The 14,059-nt window shown below is 66.5% G+C and carries 13 protein-coding genes; 1 reads left to right on the top strand and 12 read right to left on the bottom strand.

The window, feature by feature from the left end; all coding sequences use genetic code 11:
• Positions 1-11 precede the first annotated feature (11 nt).
• From ACKTT0_RS13530 to ACKTT0_RS13500, 7 genes are read right to left on the bottom strand one after another with little or no spacing between them, the layout of a single operon-like run.
• Positions 12-2,030: a hydantoinase/oxoprolinase family protein gene (locus ACKTT0_RS13530; protein WP_407850384.1), complete on the bottom strand. Its 2,019-nt coding sequence runs from the start codon at positions 2,028-2,030 to the stop codon at positions 12-14.
• The gene (locus ACKTT0_RS13525) at positions 2,030-3,352 is read right to left on the bottom strand and encodes an aspartate aminotransferase family protein (protein WP_407850383.1); all 1,323 of its coding nucleotides are present in this window, start codon (positions 3,350-3,352) and stop codon (positions 2,030-2,032) included. The genes ACKTT0_RS13530 and ACKTT0_RS13525 overlap by 1 nt, the downstream gene beginning before the upstream one ends.
• 19 nt (positions 3,353-3,371) lie before the next feature.
• Positions 3,372-4,073, bottom strand: a complete 702-nt coding sequence (locus tag ACKTT0_RS13520) for an ABC transporter ATP-binding protein (RefSeq protein WP_094805827.1) — start codon at positions 4,071-4,073, stop codon at positions 3,372-3,374.
• Positions 4,060-4,839 carry an ABC transporter ATP-binding protein gene (locus ACKTT0_RS13515; protein ID WP_407850382.1) on the bottom strand — a complete coding sequence of 260 codons (780 nt, stop codon included), beginning with the start codon at positions 4,837-4,839 and terminating at the stop codon, positions 4,060-4,062. Before ACKTT0_RS13515 ends, ACKTT0_RS13520 begins: the two co-directional genes overlap by 14 nt.
• A complete protein-coding gene (locus ACKTT0_RS13510; RefSeq protein ID WP_407850381.1) occupies positions 4,836-5,822 on the bottom strand; it encodes a branched-chain amino acid ABC transporter permease in 987 nt (328 codons plus the stop codon). The genes ACKTT0_RS13515 and ACKTT0_RS13510 overlap by 4 nt, the downstream gene beginning before the upstream one ends.
• A gap of 2 nt (positions 5,823-5,824) precedes the next feature.
• Positions 5,825-6,700, bottom strand: a complete 876-nt coding sequence (locus tag ACKTT0_RS13505) for a branched-chain amino acid ABC transporter permease (RefSeq protein WP_407850380.1) — start codon at positions 6,698-6,700, stop codon at positions 5,825-5,827.
• A gap of 28 nt (positions 6,701-6,728) precedes the next feature.
• Positions 6,729-7,871, bottom strand: a complete 1,143-nt coding sequence (locus ACKTT0_RS13500; protein WP_407850379.1) for an ABC transporter substrate-binding protein — start codon at positions 7,869-7,871, stop codon at positions 6,729-6,731.
• Positions 7,872-8,054: 183 nt separating this feature from the next.
• On the opposite strand from ACKTT0_RS13500, the gene ACKTT0_RS13495 reads away from it, so the two are divergent.
• Positions 8,055-8,846, top strand: a complete 792-nt coding sequence (locus ACKTT0_RS13495; protein ID WP_407850378.1) for an IclR family transcriptional regulator — start codon at positions 8,055-8,057, stop codon at positions 8,844-8,846.
• Between the two features lie 43 nt (positions 8,847-8,889).
• On the opposite strand, the gene ACKTT0_RS13490 is transcribed toward ACKTT0_RS13495, so the two are convergent.
• Genes ACKTT0_RS13490 through ACKTT0_RS13470 form a run of 5 tightly spaced genes read right to left on the bottom strand, consistent with a single transcriptional unit; the run spans position 8,890 to position 14,029 of the window.
• On the bottom strand, positions 8,890-9,732 hold the full coding sequence (locus ACKTT0_RS13490) for an HpcH/HpaI aldolase/citrate lyase family protein (RefSeq protein WP_407850377.1): 843 nt from the start codon (positions 9,730-9,732) through the stop codon (positions 8,890-8,892).
• Positions 9,716-10,936, bottom strand: coding sequence for an MFS transporter (locus tag ACKTT0_RS13485; RefSeq protein WP_407850376.1), 1,221 nt, complete (start codon positions 10,934-10,936; stop codon positions 9,716-9,718). Before ACKTT0_RS13485 ends, ACKTT0_RS13490 begins: the two co-directional genes overlap by 17 nt.
• Entirely contained in the window at positions 10,933-11,691 is a 759-nt protein-coding gene (locus tag ACKTT0_RS13480; protein ID WP_407850375.1) for a GntR family transcriptional regulator, read from the bottom strand. Before ACKTT0_RS13480 ends, ACKTT0_RS13485 begins: the two co-directional genes overlap by 4 nt.
• Positions 11,688-12,878, bottom strand: a complete 1,191-nt coding sequence (locus tag ACKTT0_RS13475; RefSeq protein WP_407850374.1) for a CaiB/BaiF CoA transferase family protein — start codon at positions 12,876-12,878, stop codon at positions 11,688-11,690. The genes ACKTT0_RS13480 and ACKTT0_RS13475 overlap by 4 nt, the downstream gene beginning before the upstream one ends.
• Complete coding sequence (locus tag ACKTT0_RS13470; protein WP_407850373.1) at positions 12,875-14,029, bottom strand: acyl-CoA dehydrogenase family protein; 1,155 nt, start codon at positions 14,027-14,029, stop codon at positions 12,875-12,877. The genes ACKTT0_RS13475 and ACKTT0_RS13470 overlap by 4 nt, the downstream gene beginning before the upstream one ends.
• Positions 14,030-14,059: the final 30 nt, after the last annotated feature.

The following is a 14,059-nucleotide window of genomic DNA, read 5'->3' as shown; positions in this document are numbered from 1 at the left end:
ATGCCGCAGCCTTAGAGAGAGATGACCAGATTGCCGTAATCATCGCCGCATGCCCTGGTTCCGGGCTCGATGACGATGGTGGCGTCCAACTGTTCGACGATTGCGGGACCCGCCAATCCGGCGGACGGAATGTGCTCGCGTGCGTAGATCGGCGTATCGACCCAGCCCGCGCCGCCGAACCACACGCGACGGAAGCGCGGCTCGGCACGGTCCGACCCGGCGCTGCGCAAACTGTGAAGCTCCACCCCATGGCGCTTTCCGACCAAGCTGGTATCCAGGGTGACCAACACCGGCCGCAGTTCCGCCAGTTCGACTTGGAAGCGCTGCCAATAGACGCGCGCGAACGCCTCCTGCAGCTGCGCCACGGTAGCCTGGTCGGATGCCAGCGGCACCGTCAGCAGATGGCTCTGCCCCTGGAACTGCATCTGCGCGTGATGGAAGACCTGTATCTCCGACACGGCGATGCCGTCACGTTCAATTGCCGCACGGCCCTGGGCGATCTGTTCGCGCAGGCAGGCAGACAGCTCATCATCGCCCAGGTCCTTCAATGGGCGATTGAACGATTTGACGAAATCGTGGCGCACATCGGCAACCAGGCAGCCCAGTGCGTTGGTCAGGCCCGGGCGGACAGGAATCAGCACCGTCGGGATGGCCAATTCGCGGGCCAGCGCCACCGCGTGTAAAGGGCCGGCGCCGCCAAACGCGAACAGTGCGAAATCGCGTGGGTCGTAGCCGCGGGCCAGGCTGACCAGGCGTATGGCGCCCGCCATATTATTGTTGCCGATCTGCAGAATGGCGGCGGCGGCCTGGATGGCGTCCAGGCCCAAGGGCCGGCCGACCGTGGCCTCGATGCGTGCCGCAATCTCTTCCACGCTCACGGCCCGATCAACAGCCAGCAGGCGTTGCGGGTCGAGGCGTCCCAATACCAGATTGGCGTCGGTCAGCGTCGGCAGCTCGCCGCCGCGCCCGTAGCAGATGGGGCCGGGCCGCGCGCCCGCGCTGTCGGGTCCGACCCGCAGCAGGCCGCCGGCCTGGACCCGTGCGATAGAGCCGCCGCCCGCCCCGACGGTATGCACGTCGACCATCGGCACGTGTAGCGGCATGCCGTATTCGAGTTCCAGTTCGCTCGACACCTTGGGCACGCCACCCTCGATCAGCGCGACATCGGAGGATGTCCCGCCCATGTCGTATGTGATGAGATTGAGGTGGCCGGACAGCCGCCCGGAATAAGCCGCCGCCATTACGCCGGACGCGGGGCCGGACATGACCGTATTGATGGCCATGCGCGAGACTGTCCGCGCCGACACGGTGCCGCCGTTGCCCTGCATCACCAGCAAGTCGCTCCGGAAGCCCGCCGCCGACAGGCTGCCCTGCAGGCGGTCGATGTAGCGGTCCAGGATAGGCTGCACCGATGCGTTCACCGCGGCCGCCGTGCCGCGCTCGAATTCGCGGAATTCCGAAATGATGGTATGCCCGGCCGTGATGTATTGATTCGGCCAGTGTTCGCGGGCCAGCTCCAGCGCACGCTGTTCGTGGACGGGATTCGCGTAGCTGTGCAGGAAATGAATCACCAGCGCCTCGACGCCCGCCTGCGCCAGTTCGCGCACCACCGCGACGAACGCCGCTTCGTCGAGCGGCACCAGCACGCGGCCATCGGCATCCATGCGCTCGGGCACTTCGCGGCGCAATTCCCGCGGAATCAGGGGCACGAAGCTGCCAGTCAACCCATAAGCCTGCGGCCGGGTGCGCCTGCCCAGCTCCAGAATATCGCGGAACCCCTCGGTGGTGATCAGCGCCACCTTCGCCAGCTTGCGTTCCAGCACGGCGTTGGTCGTCGTGGTGGTGCCGTGGACGATGCTGTCCACGCGAGCCAGCGGCACCTCGGTGCGGCGCAGTGCCTCGAGTACCCCATAGGCCTGGTTATCCAGCGTACTGGGTACTTTCGATATTCTGACCGTGCCGGTCTCGTCGTCGACCAGGATCAAGTCGGTAAAGGTACCGCCTACGTCGATGCCTGCGGTTACGGCCATCACAGCACCTCTTCGCGGCGCAATGCCACCAGCGCTTCATGGGCGGCCTGCACAATCTGCTCGATATCCGCGTCCTGCATGGGCGTGGACAGCGCCATCAGGCCATAGCCGGCCATCAGAATTCCCCGGTTCAGCATTTCGCGATTGAAGCGCGCCATCGCCCGGCCCTGTTCGGGCGTGGGGAATGCATCGCGGTAATTGGCGATCGGCGCAGCTTTCAAGTGCAGTTTGATCAGCGAGCCGAGTCCGGTGGCCTGTCCGGCCACGCCGGCATCGGCGAATGCCCGATTCAGGCCCTGGCGCAACATCTCGCCATGGCGGTCGAGCCGCTGGTAGACCTCTCCGTCGAGCAATTGCATCGCCGCCAGGCCGGCCACCATCGACACGGGATTGGCCGAGAATGTGCCGCCATGCGGCACCGCAGGCCGCCCGCCGGAGGGATCGAACACCGCCATCACATCGGCACGCCCGCCCACGCCGCCGACCGGGAAGCCGCCGCCCATGATCTTGCCCACCGTGGTCAAGTCGGGCTGTACACCCAGGCGCGCCTGCGCGCCACCCGGGCCGAGCCGCAAGCTGATGACCTCGTCGACGATCAGCAGAATGCCCAGTTCGCGGGTCACGCGGCGCAGCATTTCCAGATAAGCGGGCGTAGCGGGGATCAAGCCGACGCGATTGGGCAGCAAGTCGACCAGCACGCCGGCCAGGCTGGCGCCGTGCCGGCGCAACAACGCCTCGGTGGCCTCGCAGTCATTGAACGGCACTACCACCACGTCGGCCAGCACCCCCTGCGGCGTGCCTCGCGCGTAGGGCACCGAGGCCGGCACAGCATCTCCCCAGTTGTCTGGCGCGGCATCCAGGCTGATCTCGGCATAGTCGTAGGATCCGTGATAGGCGCCCTCGACCTTGGCGATCTTCGGCCGGCCGGTGTAGGCGCGCGCCGCTTTCAACGCCATCATGACGGCTTCGGTGCCGGAGTTCGTGAAACGCACCTGCTCGATGCCCGGCACCCGCTCGGCCAGCAGCTCGGCAAGCATGATCTCGCTTTCGGTAGGCATGCCGAACGAAGTGCCCAGATCGATCTGGCGATGTGCGGCAGCGGCCAGCGCTGGATGGGCATGACCATGGATCAGAGCGGTAAAGTTGTTGATGCAGTCGATCAGCACATTGCCGTCGACATCATGCACGTGGCAGCCTGCGCCGCGTGCCGCATAGACCGGATATGGGGATAAATAGACCGTCGTGCGGGTATTGCCGCCTGGCAGACTGCGCTTGGCGCGCGTATGCAGCGCCTGCGACCGGGAAGAAGAATCGGGGTACATGGTTTCTCGTAGACAGGGGTTAACGGCCCAGGTAGGCATCCCGGACCCGCGGATGATGGCGAAGCGTGTCGGCCGTGTCGGCCAATACGATGCTGCCGTTCTCGATGACATAGCCGCGGTCGGCCACGCCCAGCGCCAGGACCGTGTTCTGCTCGACCAGCAGAACCGTCATGCCACCTTCGTTGATGCGGGCGATGCGCGCATAGACCTCTTCCGCCAGGCGCGGCGCCAAGCCGAGCGAAGGCTCGTCCAGCAACAGCAGCCTCGGCCTGGCCATCAGCGCACGGCCGATGGCGAGCATCTGCTGCTCGCCGCCCGACAGCGACCAGCCCAGCTGGCCGGCGCGCTCCTTCAGTCGCGGGAACAAGTCGTACACGCGCTCGAAATCCTCGCCGAGGCGCGGGCCGCGGCCTCGCACGGTCGCGCCGACCTCCAGGTTCTCCCGCACAGTCAGGCCCGGGAAAATGCGCCGGCCTTCGGGCACATGCGCGATCCCGGCCCGAACCCGCTGCTGCACCGGCACCGTGGCGAGCGGACGGCCATCGAAACTCAATTCGCCAGTCGTCGGCAGCAGGCCCGAGATGGCCCGCAGCAATGTCGTCTTGCCCGCGCCGTTGACGCCGATCAGCGCCACGGCCTCGCCCGCCTTCACTTCCAGGTCGATGCCACGCAGCGCCACGATGTCGCCGTAGGCGGCGCCCAGGTTGCTACACTTCAACATGTTGGTAGCCTCCTCCCAGATAGGCTTCGAGCACCGCCGGATCCGATTGCACCTGGGCCGGCGTGCCTTCGGCCAGCTTGGCGCCGAAATTCAATACCGCCACGCGTTCGGCCAGCCGCATCACCATGCCCATGTTGTGCTCGATCAGCACCACAGTCAGGCGATGCGCCTCGCGCAGGCGCCGCAACAGCGCCATGAGCTGCTCGACCTCGCCGGAGTTCAGGCCAGCTGCCGGTTCGTCCAGCAACAGCATGCGAGGCTGGGCGACCATGACCCGGGCCATCTCGACCATGCGGCGATTGCCGTATGACAACGACCCTATGGCGCGGCCGGCCAGCTCTTGCAGGCCGAACTGACGCAGTGTCTCGTAGGCCGCCTCGCGCGCGGCGCGCTCGCGGGCAAGCGTGGACGCCGGCCGCAGCAGCATGCCGGCCAGCGAGCGCGAGTCCCGCATGGCGGCGCCCAGCATGACGTTCTCCAGCACGGTCAGCCGGGTGAACAATCGGCCGCTCTGGAAGATGCGCCCGATTCCGGCCCGGATGATGTCATGCGTGGCCCTGCCAGTAAGCGCCTCCCCATCGAAAGTGATCTGGCCCGAAGAGGGCTGCACCAGTCCGGTCATGACATTCAACAACGTGCTCTTGCCCGCGCCATTCGGCCCGATGATCGCGTAGAACTGATTGGCCTCGATGTCCAGGCTCACATCGGACAGCGCCTGTACGCCGCCATAGCGCTTGCTGACCCCCTGTACGCGCATGAGCGTCATGATGAACGCCCTCCATGAACCGCGGTCGCGGCCCCGGTGCCTTGACGTCGGCGCAAACCGCGATACGTAGCCGGCTGCGCCAGGCTGATCAGCCCACGCGGCAGCACCACCAGGATGACCAGCACCAGCACGCCGAACACCAGCATGTAGGCATTGCCCACGCCGCGCAGCAATTCCGGCAAGAGGGTCACGCCGACCGCGCCCAGCACCGCTCCGACAATACTGCCCTCGCCGCCGACGATCAGCATCGCCAGGTAAATGATGGAATGCGAGAAATTGAAGTCTTCTGGCGAAACGAAGCGGATATGGAACGCGAATAGGCAGCCGGCGACGGCAGCGTACGCCGCGCCCAGCGTAAAGGCCGCCACTTTGATCCGCGTGACGGGCAGGCCGGTCATGGCGGTTGCCAGTTCGTCGTCGCGCACCGCCATCAGGGTCCTTCCGGCATGCGAATGGCGCACCCGGGCGGCCAGCCCGGCCGACAGAGTCAGTACCGCCAATGCAAACCAATAGAAGCTGCGCTCGTCATCCAGCGGGACGCCCGCCAGACTGAGCGATGGAATGCCGGATATCCCGTTGGTGCCGCCGGTGACATCCAGCCAGTTCGACGCGACGATCGTGAAGCTGACGTTCAAGCCCAGCGTGGCGAGCGCCAGATAATGCCCCTTCAGGCGCAGCAAGATGCGCCCCGCGATATAGGCGCACAAGCAAGTCGCGGCGATCGCCAACAGCGCAGCCAGCCACGGACTCCAGCCATGAGCCGTAGTCAGAATGGCGACGATGTACGCTGCGATGCCGACGAAGGCCGCGTGAGCCAGGGAGATGAGGCCGGCATAGCCGAACACGAAGTTCAGGCCGATAACGGCGATGGCCGATATCAACGCCGTGTTCATGAGGCGGTTGCCATAGCCCTGCATGAAGAGCGGCAGCAGCGCGGCAAGCACCAGCACGGCGAGGCCGTACAGCAGTTGGGATTTTTTCATCTTCATCCCCGGTCGGCGATGCGCTCGCCGAAAATGCCTTGCGGCCTGACCAGCAGGAACAGAATCATGATCCCGAAGGCCAGCAGATCCTTGTAGGTGGAAGACAGATAGGCGGCGCCCAGGATCTCGATCAGGCCCACCATCAAGCCACCGGCGATGGCACCCGGCACGCTGCCGAATCCGCCGATGATGGTGGCCGCGAACGCCTTCAGCGCCACGGCGTCGCCCATATTCACGTCGGCGAACCACATCGGGCCGACCAGCAGGCCGGCGAAGCCCGCGAACACCGCCGCCAGCAACCAGGCAAAGCCCAGCAACAGCCGCACGCGCAGCCCCATCAGCCGCGCGGTTTCGACGTCCTGCGCGACGGCGCGCATGGAGCGACCGATCGTGGTGCGGTGCAGCAGCGCGTACAGCCCGACGATGAGCAGCAGCGTGATACCTATCGTGGCCAGCGCATGGACCGTGATGACACTGCCGGCGATGCCGACCGTGCCATCGCCAAACGGCGACGGCACGCGGAACGGCCACGCGTCCCAGATCAGCAGTGCGCCATTCTGCATGGCGATGCCGGCCGCGACCGTGCCGATGATTACCGACACTACCGGCCGGTTCTGCAGCGGCAGATGCACCAGCGCATAGAACAGCAGGCCGAAGGCCGCCATCATGGCGATCGCCGCCGGATACGCCAGGGCCGCCGGCCACTGTGCCTGGATGATGGTAGTGACGCCGAAGAAGGTCCCCAGCATCACGAACTGGCCGGCGGCGAAGTTCACCACGCTGGTGGCCGAATACACAATGACGAAACCCAACGCGGCCAGGGCATAAACACTGCCCAGCGCGACTCCATTGACTAGCAGTTGTATCAGTTCCTGCATGGCAGTCCCCTGCTCGCGGCCGCCATGCTCATTTCACCTTGATAGCGTCGATGAACTGCATATCCTTGGTGCCGTCGGCGAACTTGACCACTGCGACGTCGTGCACGCCATTGCCCTGCTCATCGAAGCTGTACACGTGCGACACCCCTTGATAGTCCTTCACCTCCTTCAGGTACGCCTGCAGTTTGCGGGCGTCCGTGCCGACCTCGTTGATCGCGCGGGCCATCAGCATGGCACCGTCGTAATAGGCCGCGCCATAGGGATCGGCGTCCATCGAGAATTGCGCCTTGTAGCGCTCCGCATAGGCCTTGCCCTTCTCCGTAGCGGGCAGGTAGGTGTCGATCACGCCCCAGACGTTTTGCAGGTCGCGCGGCGACAACAACTGCATGGCCGCCGGCACGAATGCAGCGGACGAGGCCACCACCGGCTGTTTGATGCCCAGCATCTTGATCTGCCGCAGCAGCATGGCGCCGTCCTGCGGATAGACGAAAGCCAGGATCACATCGGCGCCCTTGTTCTTCAGGCTGAGCAGTTGCGCCGACATGTCCTTGTCATTCTGGCCATAGGCCTCCATGCCCGCCGCCTCGATGCCCTGTTCTTTCAGGAACGCGGCGGCCGCATTGGCGCCGCCCTGGCCGAAATCGTTCTGGATGTAGATGATGCCCGGCTTGGCCAGCTTGAGCTGGTCCTTGACGAAGCGGGCCATGGCGATGGCGGCGGTGCTGTCTTCCGGCCGGATACGGAACATCCAGGGATTGCCCAGCTCCGCCACGGCATCGGCGCCGCCGGCATACATGGCGGGAATGGCCGCCTTGGCCACCTCGGGCGCCACGGCGATGTTCTGGGTGCTGTAGCTGGTCAAGAAGGTGAAGGCAGGCTTGTGTTCCTGCACCAGCTTCACATACGCGTTGACCGCCGTCCCGTTGGAGGCCTGCGCGTCCTCGAATATGAATTTGACCGGCTTGCCTTGCACGCCGCCAGCCTTATTGATGTCTTCTTCCGCCAGCTTGAGCGAATTGAAGTATTGCTTGCCGGTCAAGGACAGCGGACCGGTCATGGGCACGGTGGCGCCCACCAGGACATCCTGGGCGCAGGCTGTGCCGGCCAGGCCAGCCAGCATGAGGGCCGCCAGGCGGCGGCACGCGTAGAGACGGAAAGTAGGCACTGACATATTGCTGCGCTCCTGTTGGCGATCACAACGAAGGCGGGGCAACATCCCCCTGGCATGTTCCGTTTTTCGGAACATAGTACTGTTTTTCGGTATGATAGCGACGCTGCCGGCCGCCGGGCAAGATCGGGTTTTCCCGGGAAGCTCGCTTACGCCGCCCTACAATGCGCCAGCAAGGACTGACCAATGAGCCAAGCCGCCAAACTTCCCCCCCTAGAACGCTATGTGCGCATCCTCGAGCTACTGGCCTCCTTCCCGGACGGACTCGGGTTGAGCGATATCGCGCGGATGCTCGCGCTGCCCAAGACCAGCGCCCATCGGCTGCTGGGAACCATGCAGGATTCGCAACTCGTCGACGTGGCGTCCGGCGGCACGTATGTCCTGGGCAACCGGGTGCGCCGCCTGGCCTATACCGGCGCGAATACCGAATGGGTGGCCGCCGTCGTCAAGCCGCATCTGGCCGACCTGGCGGCCGAAACCGACGAGACCTGCTACTTGGCCAAATTGCATGCCGGGCACCGCGTATCCTCGATCCTGATGGAAGCGCCGGACACGCCCTGGCGCGGCTTCGTCCTGCCAGGAAAGGGAATGGCGCCTCACGCGGCCGCATCGGCCAAGGCGATACTCGCCTTCCAGCCCGATGCCGTGATCCAGGCGGCGCTGGCCGAGCCGCTACCCGTGCTGACAGCGAACACACGCACCGATCCGGCGCAGATCCTGCAGGAATACGAACAAGTGCGGCGGCATGGCTATGCCACTTGCATAGGGGAAATCGACGAAGGCCTGGCCGCGCTTGGCGTGCCAGTGCACGTGCCTCACCTGGGCGTGGTCTACAGCCTGGGAGTCACCGGGCCGATGCAAAGGCTCAAGACGAAGAACCTCGAGGACATTGCGCGCATCATGCAACGCTATGCGCAACGCGTGTCCGACGCCCTGGCGGCCGGCTATATGCGCCAGCCGCCGGATCCCGCCTCCTGACGGCCGGCCGCGGCCCGCATGTCGCGGCGGCGCGCCGGCCGCATCAGCCGTCCCGCGGAGCCTCCGGCCCCGGTGCGCAAGAATCACCGCCCGCCTGCGCCAGCCAGGCCAACGCCAGGTCGTGCAGCGGCTTGTCCACCAGCTTGCCATCCACCGTCATGGCGCCGCGTCCGCCCTGGGCCACCGCGCGCGCCACGCGGCGCGCCCAGGAGAGTTCTTCGTCCGACGGCAGGAACCCGCGGTTGACAGGCTCGACCTGGCGCGGGTGGATGCACAGCTTGCCCCCGAATCCGAGGCGCCGCGCCGCCTCGGCCTCGGCTTGCAGGGCCGATGCGTCGACCCATTGCAACGCCGTGCCGTCGATCGGCGCGGCCAGCCCGGCCAGGCGCGACGCCATCACCAGGGCCACGCGGGCAGGCAGCCAACCGGCCTCGTCCTGGATGCCGGTATCGCGGGCAAAATCCACGCTGCCGAACACCAGGCGGCCCACGCCTGGCGTGCGCGCCAGTTCGCGCGCCCGTTCGACGCCCCACGCGGTCTCGATCAATGGAAACAACGTCACCGCCGCGCCGAGCTGCTGCCTGGCCCCGGCCAGGACCGCCGGGTCCTCCGCTTTGGGCAGCATCACCGCGCTGCTGCAGGCCTGCCGCAGCGCGCGCAGGTCGTCGTCGAACCAGGGCGTGCCGGCCCCGTTGACGCGCACCATCACGGCCGCGCCGGGTGCCGCCAGCCAGTCGACCACGGCGCGCCGCGCCAGCGGCTTGGCATCAGGCAGGACGGCGTCTTCCAGGTCTAGCACGACCACATCGGCGCCCGCCGCCATGGCCTTGTCGAACCGCTCCGGACGATCGCCGGGGACGAACAGCAGACTACGCAGACGATTCATGGGCGGCGGGCTCCCGGAAAGCGAACCGGCGCCGTTGGCTGGCCAGCAACAGGCCGAACAACAGCGCCGGAATGGCGATGATGATGAAAGCAACGCGATAGCTGTCGAGCTGGGCGGCGATGGCGCCGAACAGCGGCGGCCCCAGCACCACGCCCAGGAACGTGCACGTAAGCGCCCCGCCAGTGGCAAGCCCGGCCTTGCCGGCTGGCGCCTGGCGCGCCACTTCGGCCAGGTAGACCCCGTTCCAGCCGACCGCGGCCGCCCCCAGCACCATCAGCGCCAGGGCCACCGGCAGCACTGGTGCCCCAGCCGGCAGCAGCGCCAGCGCCAGGGTCCCCAGCACCATGAGCAAGGCCAGGACGGCCAGCATGCGGACCGCCCCCAGGTAGCGGTCGGCACACCAGCCCCACAGCAGACGCCCGCCTACGCCGGCCACCTGCCCCAGCGACAGCATCATGCCCGCGGCCACCAGGGTATAGGCCAGGCTGTCATGCAGATAAGTCACGATGTAGGCGCTGAACGACCATTGCATGGCCGAAAAACACAGCGAGGCACCGGCCAGCAGTGCCAGCGGCCGCCGCGAGAAAATCAGGGCCAGCGGCGCGCGCAGGTCGCCCAGGCCGGCGCGCCGGGTCGGATCGCGGTCCGCGTCCAGCATGCCGCGCACGCTTTGCGCCAGGACGGCGCACGCCAGGCACGCCAGTGCCGCCGCCAGCACCGTGCCGCGCCAGCCGACGGCCATTTCCAGCTTGGGCGCCAGCAGGCCGGCCAGCACGCCGCCGAGCGGCACGCCGGTCTGCTTCACCGAAAACACGAACGACATCCGATGCGGCGGCGTCGTCCGGACCAGCAAGTGCGAGCTGGCCGGCGTAATCGGCCCATAGCCCAGGCCCAGCAGCACCGCGCCGACGGCCAGCAATGCGACATGGCCGGACAAGCTGCACGCGAGTCCCAGTGCGCACAACACAAGCCCCCATTGGCTGGCGCGGATGGCGCCCCGGCTCGCGATCCACCCTCCGGCCATCAGGCTGCCCGCCATCGCGCCTACGTAAATCAGGGCGACATATACGCCGACCGACTCGGCGCTCATGCCGGTGCTGGCGCTCAGCACCGGCGCCAGCACCGGCACGACCAGCGCGGCGGCCGAGACCAGCGCCTGCACGGCCAGCGTGATGGCCAGCGTCCCGCCCGCCGAAACTCTCACGCCGGCACCTGCCAGTCCCGGCGAAACGATTCGCGGTAGCTGAAGCGGTCCGCCGGGTGCACGCTGACGGCCAGTTCGACCAGCGCATCGCGTGCATCCAGATAGCGGCGCTCCAGCCGCAGGCCGGCCGAGCCCGGCTCGGCCGCCAGGCGCCTGGCGGCTGCCGCGTCCAGTACCACGGCGCGGATATCCTGGTGCACGGTCTTGATCTGCACGTCGAACTCTTCTTCCAGCACCGCGTACAGCGCGCGCGTCATGCGCCCGTGGATCCCGGACACGGCGCGGAACGCAGGCGCCAGGTACGCGTCGGTCATGCAGATGGGGGCATCGTGCGCCTCGGTATAGCGCAGCCCCCATACATGCAGCCAGGTCTCGCCGGAAGATGCGTCCAGCATGTCGGCCAGTTCGCCATTCACCTCCAGGAGCGCCTGCCCTTCGATCTCCAGCGAAGTCTCGTAGGCGTACTGGCGCAAGTCGGTAATGCCCGACATGGTCTGTGTATATTGGGTGACCGGCGCCTCGGCCAACACCCGGCTGCCCACGCCGGGCTGGCGCGTCACCAGGCCCATCCGGACCAGTTGCTTGACGGCCTCGCGGACGGTGAAGCGCGACACGCCGAACTGGTCGCACAGCTCGAACTCGGTGGGCAGCAGGCTGCCCACCGGATAGCGGCCGGAGCGGATTTCATTGACCAGCGTGGTGGCCAACTGCAGGTATCGCGGACGGCCTCCCGGCGCTTCGATCTTCACGGTCATAGAACAGCATTCTTCCTCAGGCTTGCGATCTGCTCGGGCCCATACCCCGCCTGGGCCAGCAGCGCATCGGTATCGGCGCCCATGGCTGGCGCGGCGCGCGCCAGCGGGGCCTCGCCAGGGCAACGGATCGGCGAGGCCACGTTCTTGATGGTTCTGCCCTCGTCATCCCGCGCGTCGAGCAGGCAATTGCGCACCTGCACGAAGGGGTTGTCCAGCGCCTGCGCTACATCATAAACCGGTGCCGCCGGCACCCGCCCGGCGAAACGCTCCATCCAGTGGCCGGTAGTGTCGGTCATGAAGACCGCTTCCACCTCCGCATTGAAACGGTCGCGATGGCGCAAGCGGTCCTGAAAGCTACGGTAGTCCGGATCCTCGGCCCACTCGGGATGCCCCATGGCCTGCGCCAGCAACGGCCAGAACTTCTCTTTGTTGCACATGATGAAGATCCAGCCATCGGCGGTGCGGTACAACTGGCTGGGCACCAGCGAGGGGTGGCCGGAACGGGGCGCGCGGCCGGTTTCGTGGCCGCCGTTCAAGTACCAAGTGGCCAGGTAGCCCAGGTTATGCAGCGCCACGTCGAACAGGCTGACGTCCACGTCGCGCCCCAGGCCAGTCTGGCGCGCGCCCAGCACGGCCGACACCAGGCCCAGCGCCGCCGTCGTGCCGGTCATCAGGTCGATGATGGACAGGCCGAAGCGCGATGGCGGCCCGTCGGGCTCGCCCGTCAAGGACAGATAGCCGGCTTCCGCCTGCATCAGGTAGTCGTAGCCCGGCCAGCCGGCCCGCTCGCCGTCGCGTCCATAGGCCGACAAGTGCACGCAGACGATATCCGGCCGCACCTCGCGCATGGCCTCGTAGGTCAACCCGAGGCGGCCCGGCAGATCGCCGCGCAGATTATTGAAAACCGCATCGGCGTGGCGGCACAGGTCGCGCAGCACCTGCTGTCCTTCGGGCTTCTTCAAGTCCAGCGTGACGCTCTTCTTGTTGCGGTTGAAAGCCTGGTAGAAATGGCTGTTGCCTGGCCCAAAATAATGCGGCCCGACGGCGCGGCCCACGTCGCCGCCGTCGTGGGGGTTCTCGATCTTGATCACTTCGGCGCCCAGGTCGGCCAGATGCTGCGTGCCGAACGGCCCCGCCCCATACTGCTCCACCGAGACGACGCGCAGTCCTGCCAGGGGCAAGCTCATATGCGGTTCCTTTCCACCAGTTGCCTGGCGATGATGATGCGCTGCATCTCGTTGGTGCCCTCGCCGATCACCAGCAGCGGCGCGTCACGGTAGAAGCGTTCGACCAGGTACTCTTTCGAGTAGCCGTAGCCGCCGTGAATGCGCATGGCCTCCAGGCTGTTCTCGACGGCCGTCTCGGTGGCGAACAGCTTGGCCATCCCGGCTTCCATGTCGCAGCGCTCGCCGCGGTCATAGGCTGCCGCGGCGCGCAAGGTCAAGAGGCGTGATGCTTCGGTGCGGGTGGCCATCTCGCCCAGCTTGGTCTGGATGGCCTGGTGCTCGCAGATAGGCTTGCCGAACGTCTTGCGCTGCTGCGCGTACTTCACCGACTCGCGCAAGGCCGCCTGCGCCACGCCCACGCCGCGCGCCGCCACGTTGATGCGCCCGAGTTCCAGGCCGTTCAACACCATCTGCAACCCGCGGCCCTCGACCCCGCCGATCAGCCGGTCGGCCGGGATGCGGTAGTCTTCGAACACCAATTCGGTCGAATCAATACCCTTGTACCCGAGCTTCTCCAGCTTGCGGCTGACCGTGAAGCCCGGCCCTTTCTCGGCGATGAACAGGCTCATGCCCTTGTGGCGTGGCTCGGCCTGTGGATCGGTCTTGACCAGCAGGGCGAAGCAGTTGCCGTAGTAGCCGTTGGTGATCCACATCTTGGTGCCGTTCACCACATAGGTATCGCCCTCGCGGCGCGCCACCGTGCGGATGGCCTGCAGGTCGGTGCCGCAATCGGGTTCGGTCAGGCCGATGCCGCCGCGCAGCTCGCCGGTGGCGAAGCGCGGCAGGAAGGCGCGCTTCTGCGCCTCCGTGCCGTTGCGCTGCACCGCGGCGGCCATGATCAAGTGGGAATTCAGGATGCCCGAAAGCGACATCCATTCTTCCGAAATGCGTTCGATGATCTTGGCATAGGTCACGGTGGACAACCCCAGCCCGCCGTACTCGGGCGCGATGAGGCAGCCGAACAGGCCCATCGCCTTCATCTTCTCGACGATTTCCTCGGGATAGATATCGTCGTGCTCGAATTGCCAGACATGCGGACGCACCTCCTGTTCCAGAAAGCGCCCTACCATGTCCAGGATCAACTGCTCCTGGCTCTCGTCATTCGCGGTCATGCGGTGTCTCCCTTCAAGAATGCGCTGGCG

The organism is Bordetella saccharivorans, assembly GCF_045862855.1.
GTDB lineage: Bacteria > Pseudomonadota > Gammaproteobacteria > Burkholderiales > Burkholderiaceae_B > Bordetella_A > Bordetella_A petrii_F.
Note: the sequence above shows the minus strand (reverse complement) of the source record. Positions and strands in the feature narration are given on the sequence as shown.

Coding starts and splice junctions, on each gene's coding strand:
- ACKTT0_RS13515 (WP_407850382.1), bottom strand. CDS start 4,839: ATGACGCTCATGCGCGTACAGGGGGTCAGCAAGCGCTATGGCGGCGTA.
- ACKTT0_RS13480 (WP_407850375.1), bottom strand. CDS start 11,691: ATGACCGTGAAGATCGAAGCGCCGGGAGGCCGTCCGCGATACCTGCAG.
- ACKTT0_RS13470 (WP_407850373.1), bottom strand. CDS start 14,029: ATGACCGCGAATGACGAGAGCCAGGAGCAGTTGATCCTGGACATGGTA.
- ACKTT0_RS13490 (WP_407850377.1), bottom strand. CDS start 9,732: ATGAATCGTCTGCGTAGTCTGCTGTTCGTCCCCGGCGATCGTCCGGAG.
- ACKTT0_RS13495 (WP_407850378.1), top strand. CDS start 8,055: ATGAGCCAAGCCGCCAAACTTCCCCCCCTAGAACGCTATGTGCGCATC.
- ACKTT0_RS13510 (WP_407850381.1), bottom strand. CDS start 5,822: ATGAAAAAATCCCAACTGCTGTACGGCCTCGCCGTGCTGGTGCTTGCC.
- ACKTT0_RS13500 (WP_407850379.1), bottom strand. CDS start 7,871: ATGTCAGTGCCTACTTTCCGTCTCTACGCGTGCCGCCGCCTGGCGGCC.
- ACKTT0_RS13520 (WP_094805827.1), bottom strand. CDS start 4,073: ATGTTGAAGTGTAGCAACCTGGGCGCCGCCTACGGCGACATCGTGGCG.
- ACKTT0_RS13505 (WP_407850380.1), bottom strand. CDS start 6,700: ATGCAGGAACTGATACAACTGCTAGTCAATGGAGTCGCGCTGGGCAGT.
- ACKTT0_RS13525 (WP_407850383.1), bottom strand. CDS start 3,352: ATGTACCCCGATTCTTCTTCCCGGTCGCAGGCGCTGCATACGCGCGCC.
- ACKTT0_RS13530 (WP_407850384.1), bottom strand. CDS start 2,030: ATGGCCGTAACCGCAGGCATCGACGTAGGCGGTACCTTTACCGACTTG.
- ACKTT0_RS13475 (WP_407850374.1), bottom strand. CDS start 12,878: ATGAGCTTGCCCCTGGCAGGACTGCGCGTCGTCTCGGTGGAGCAGTAT.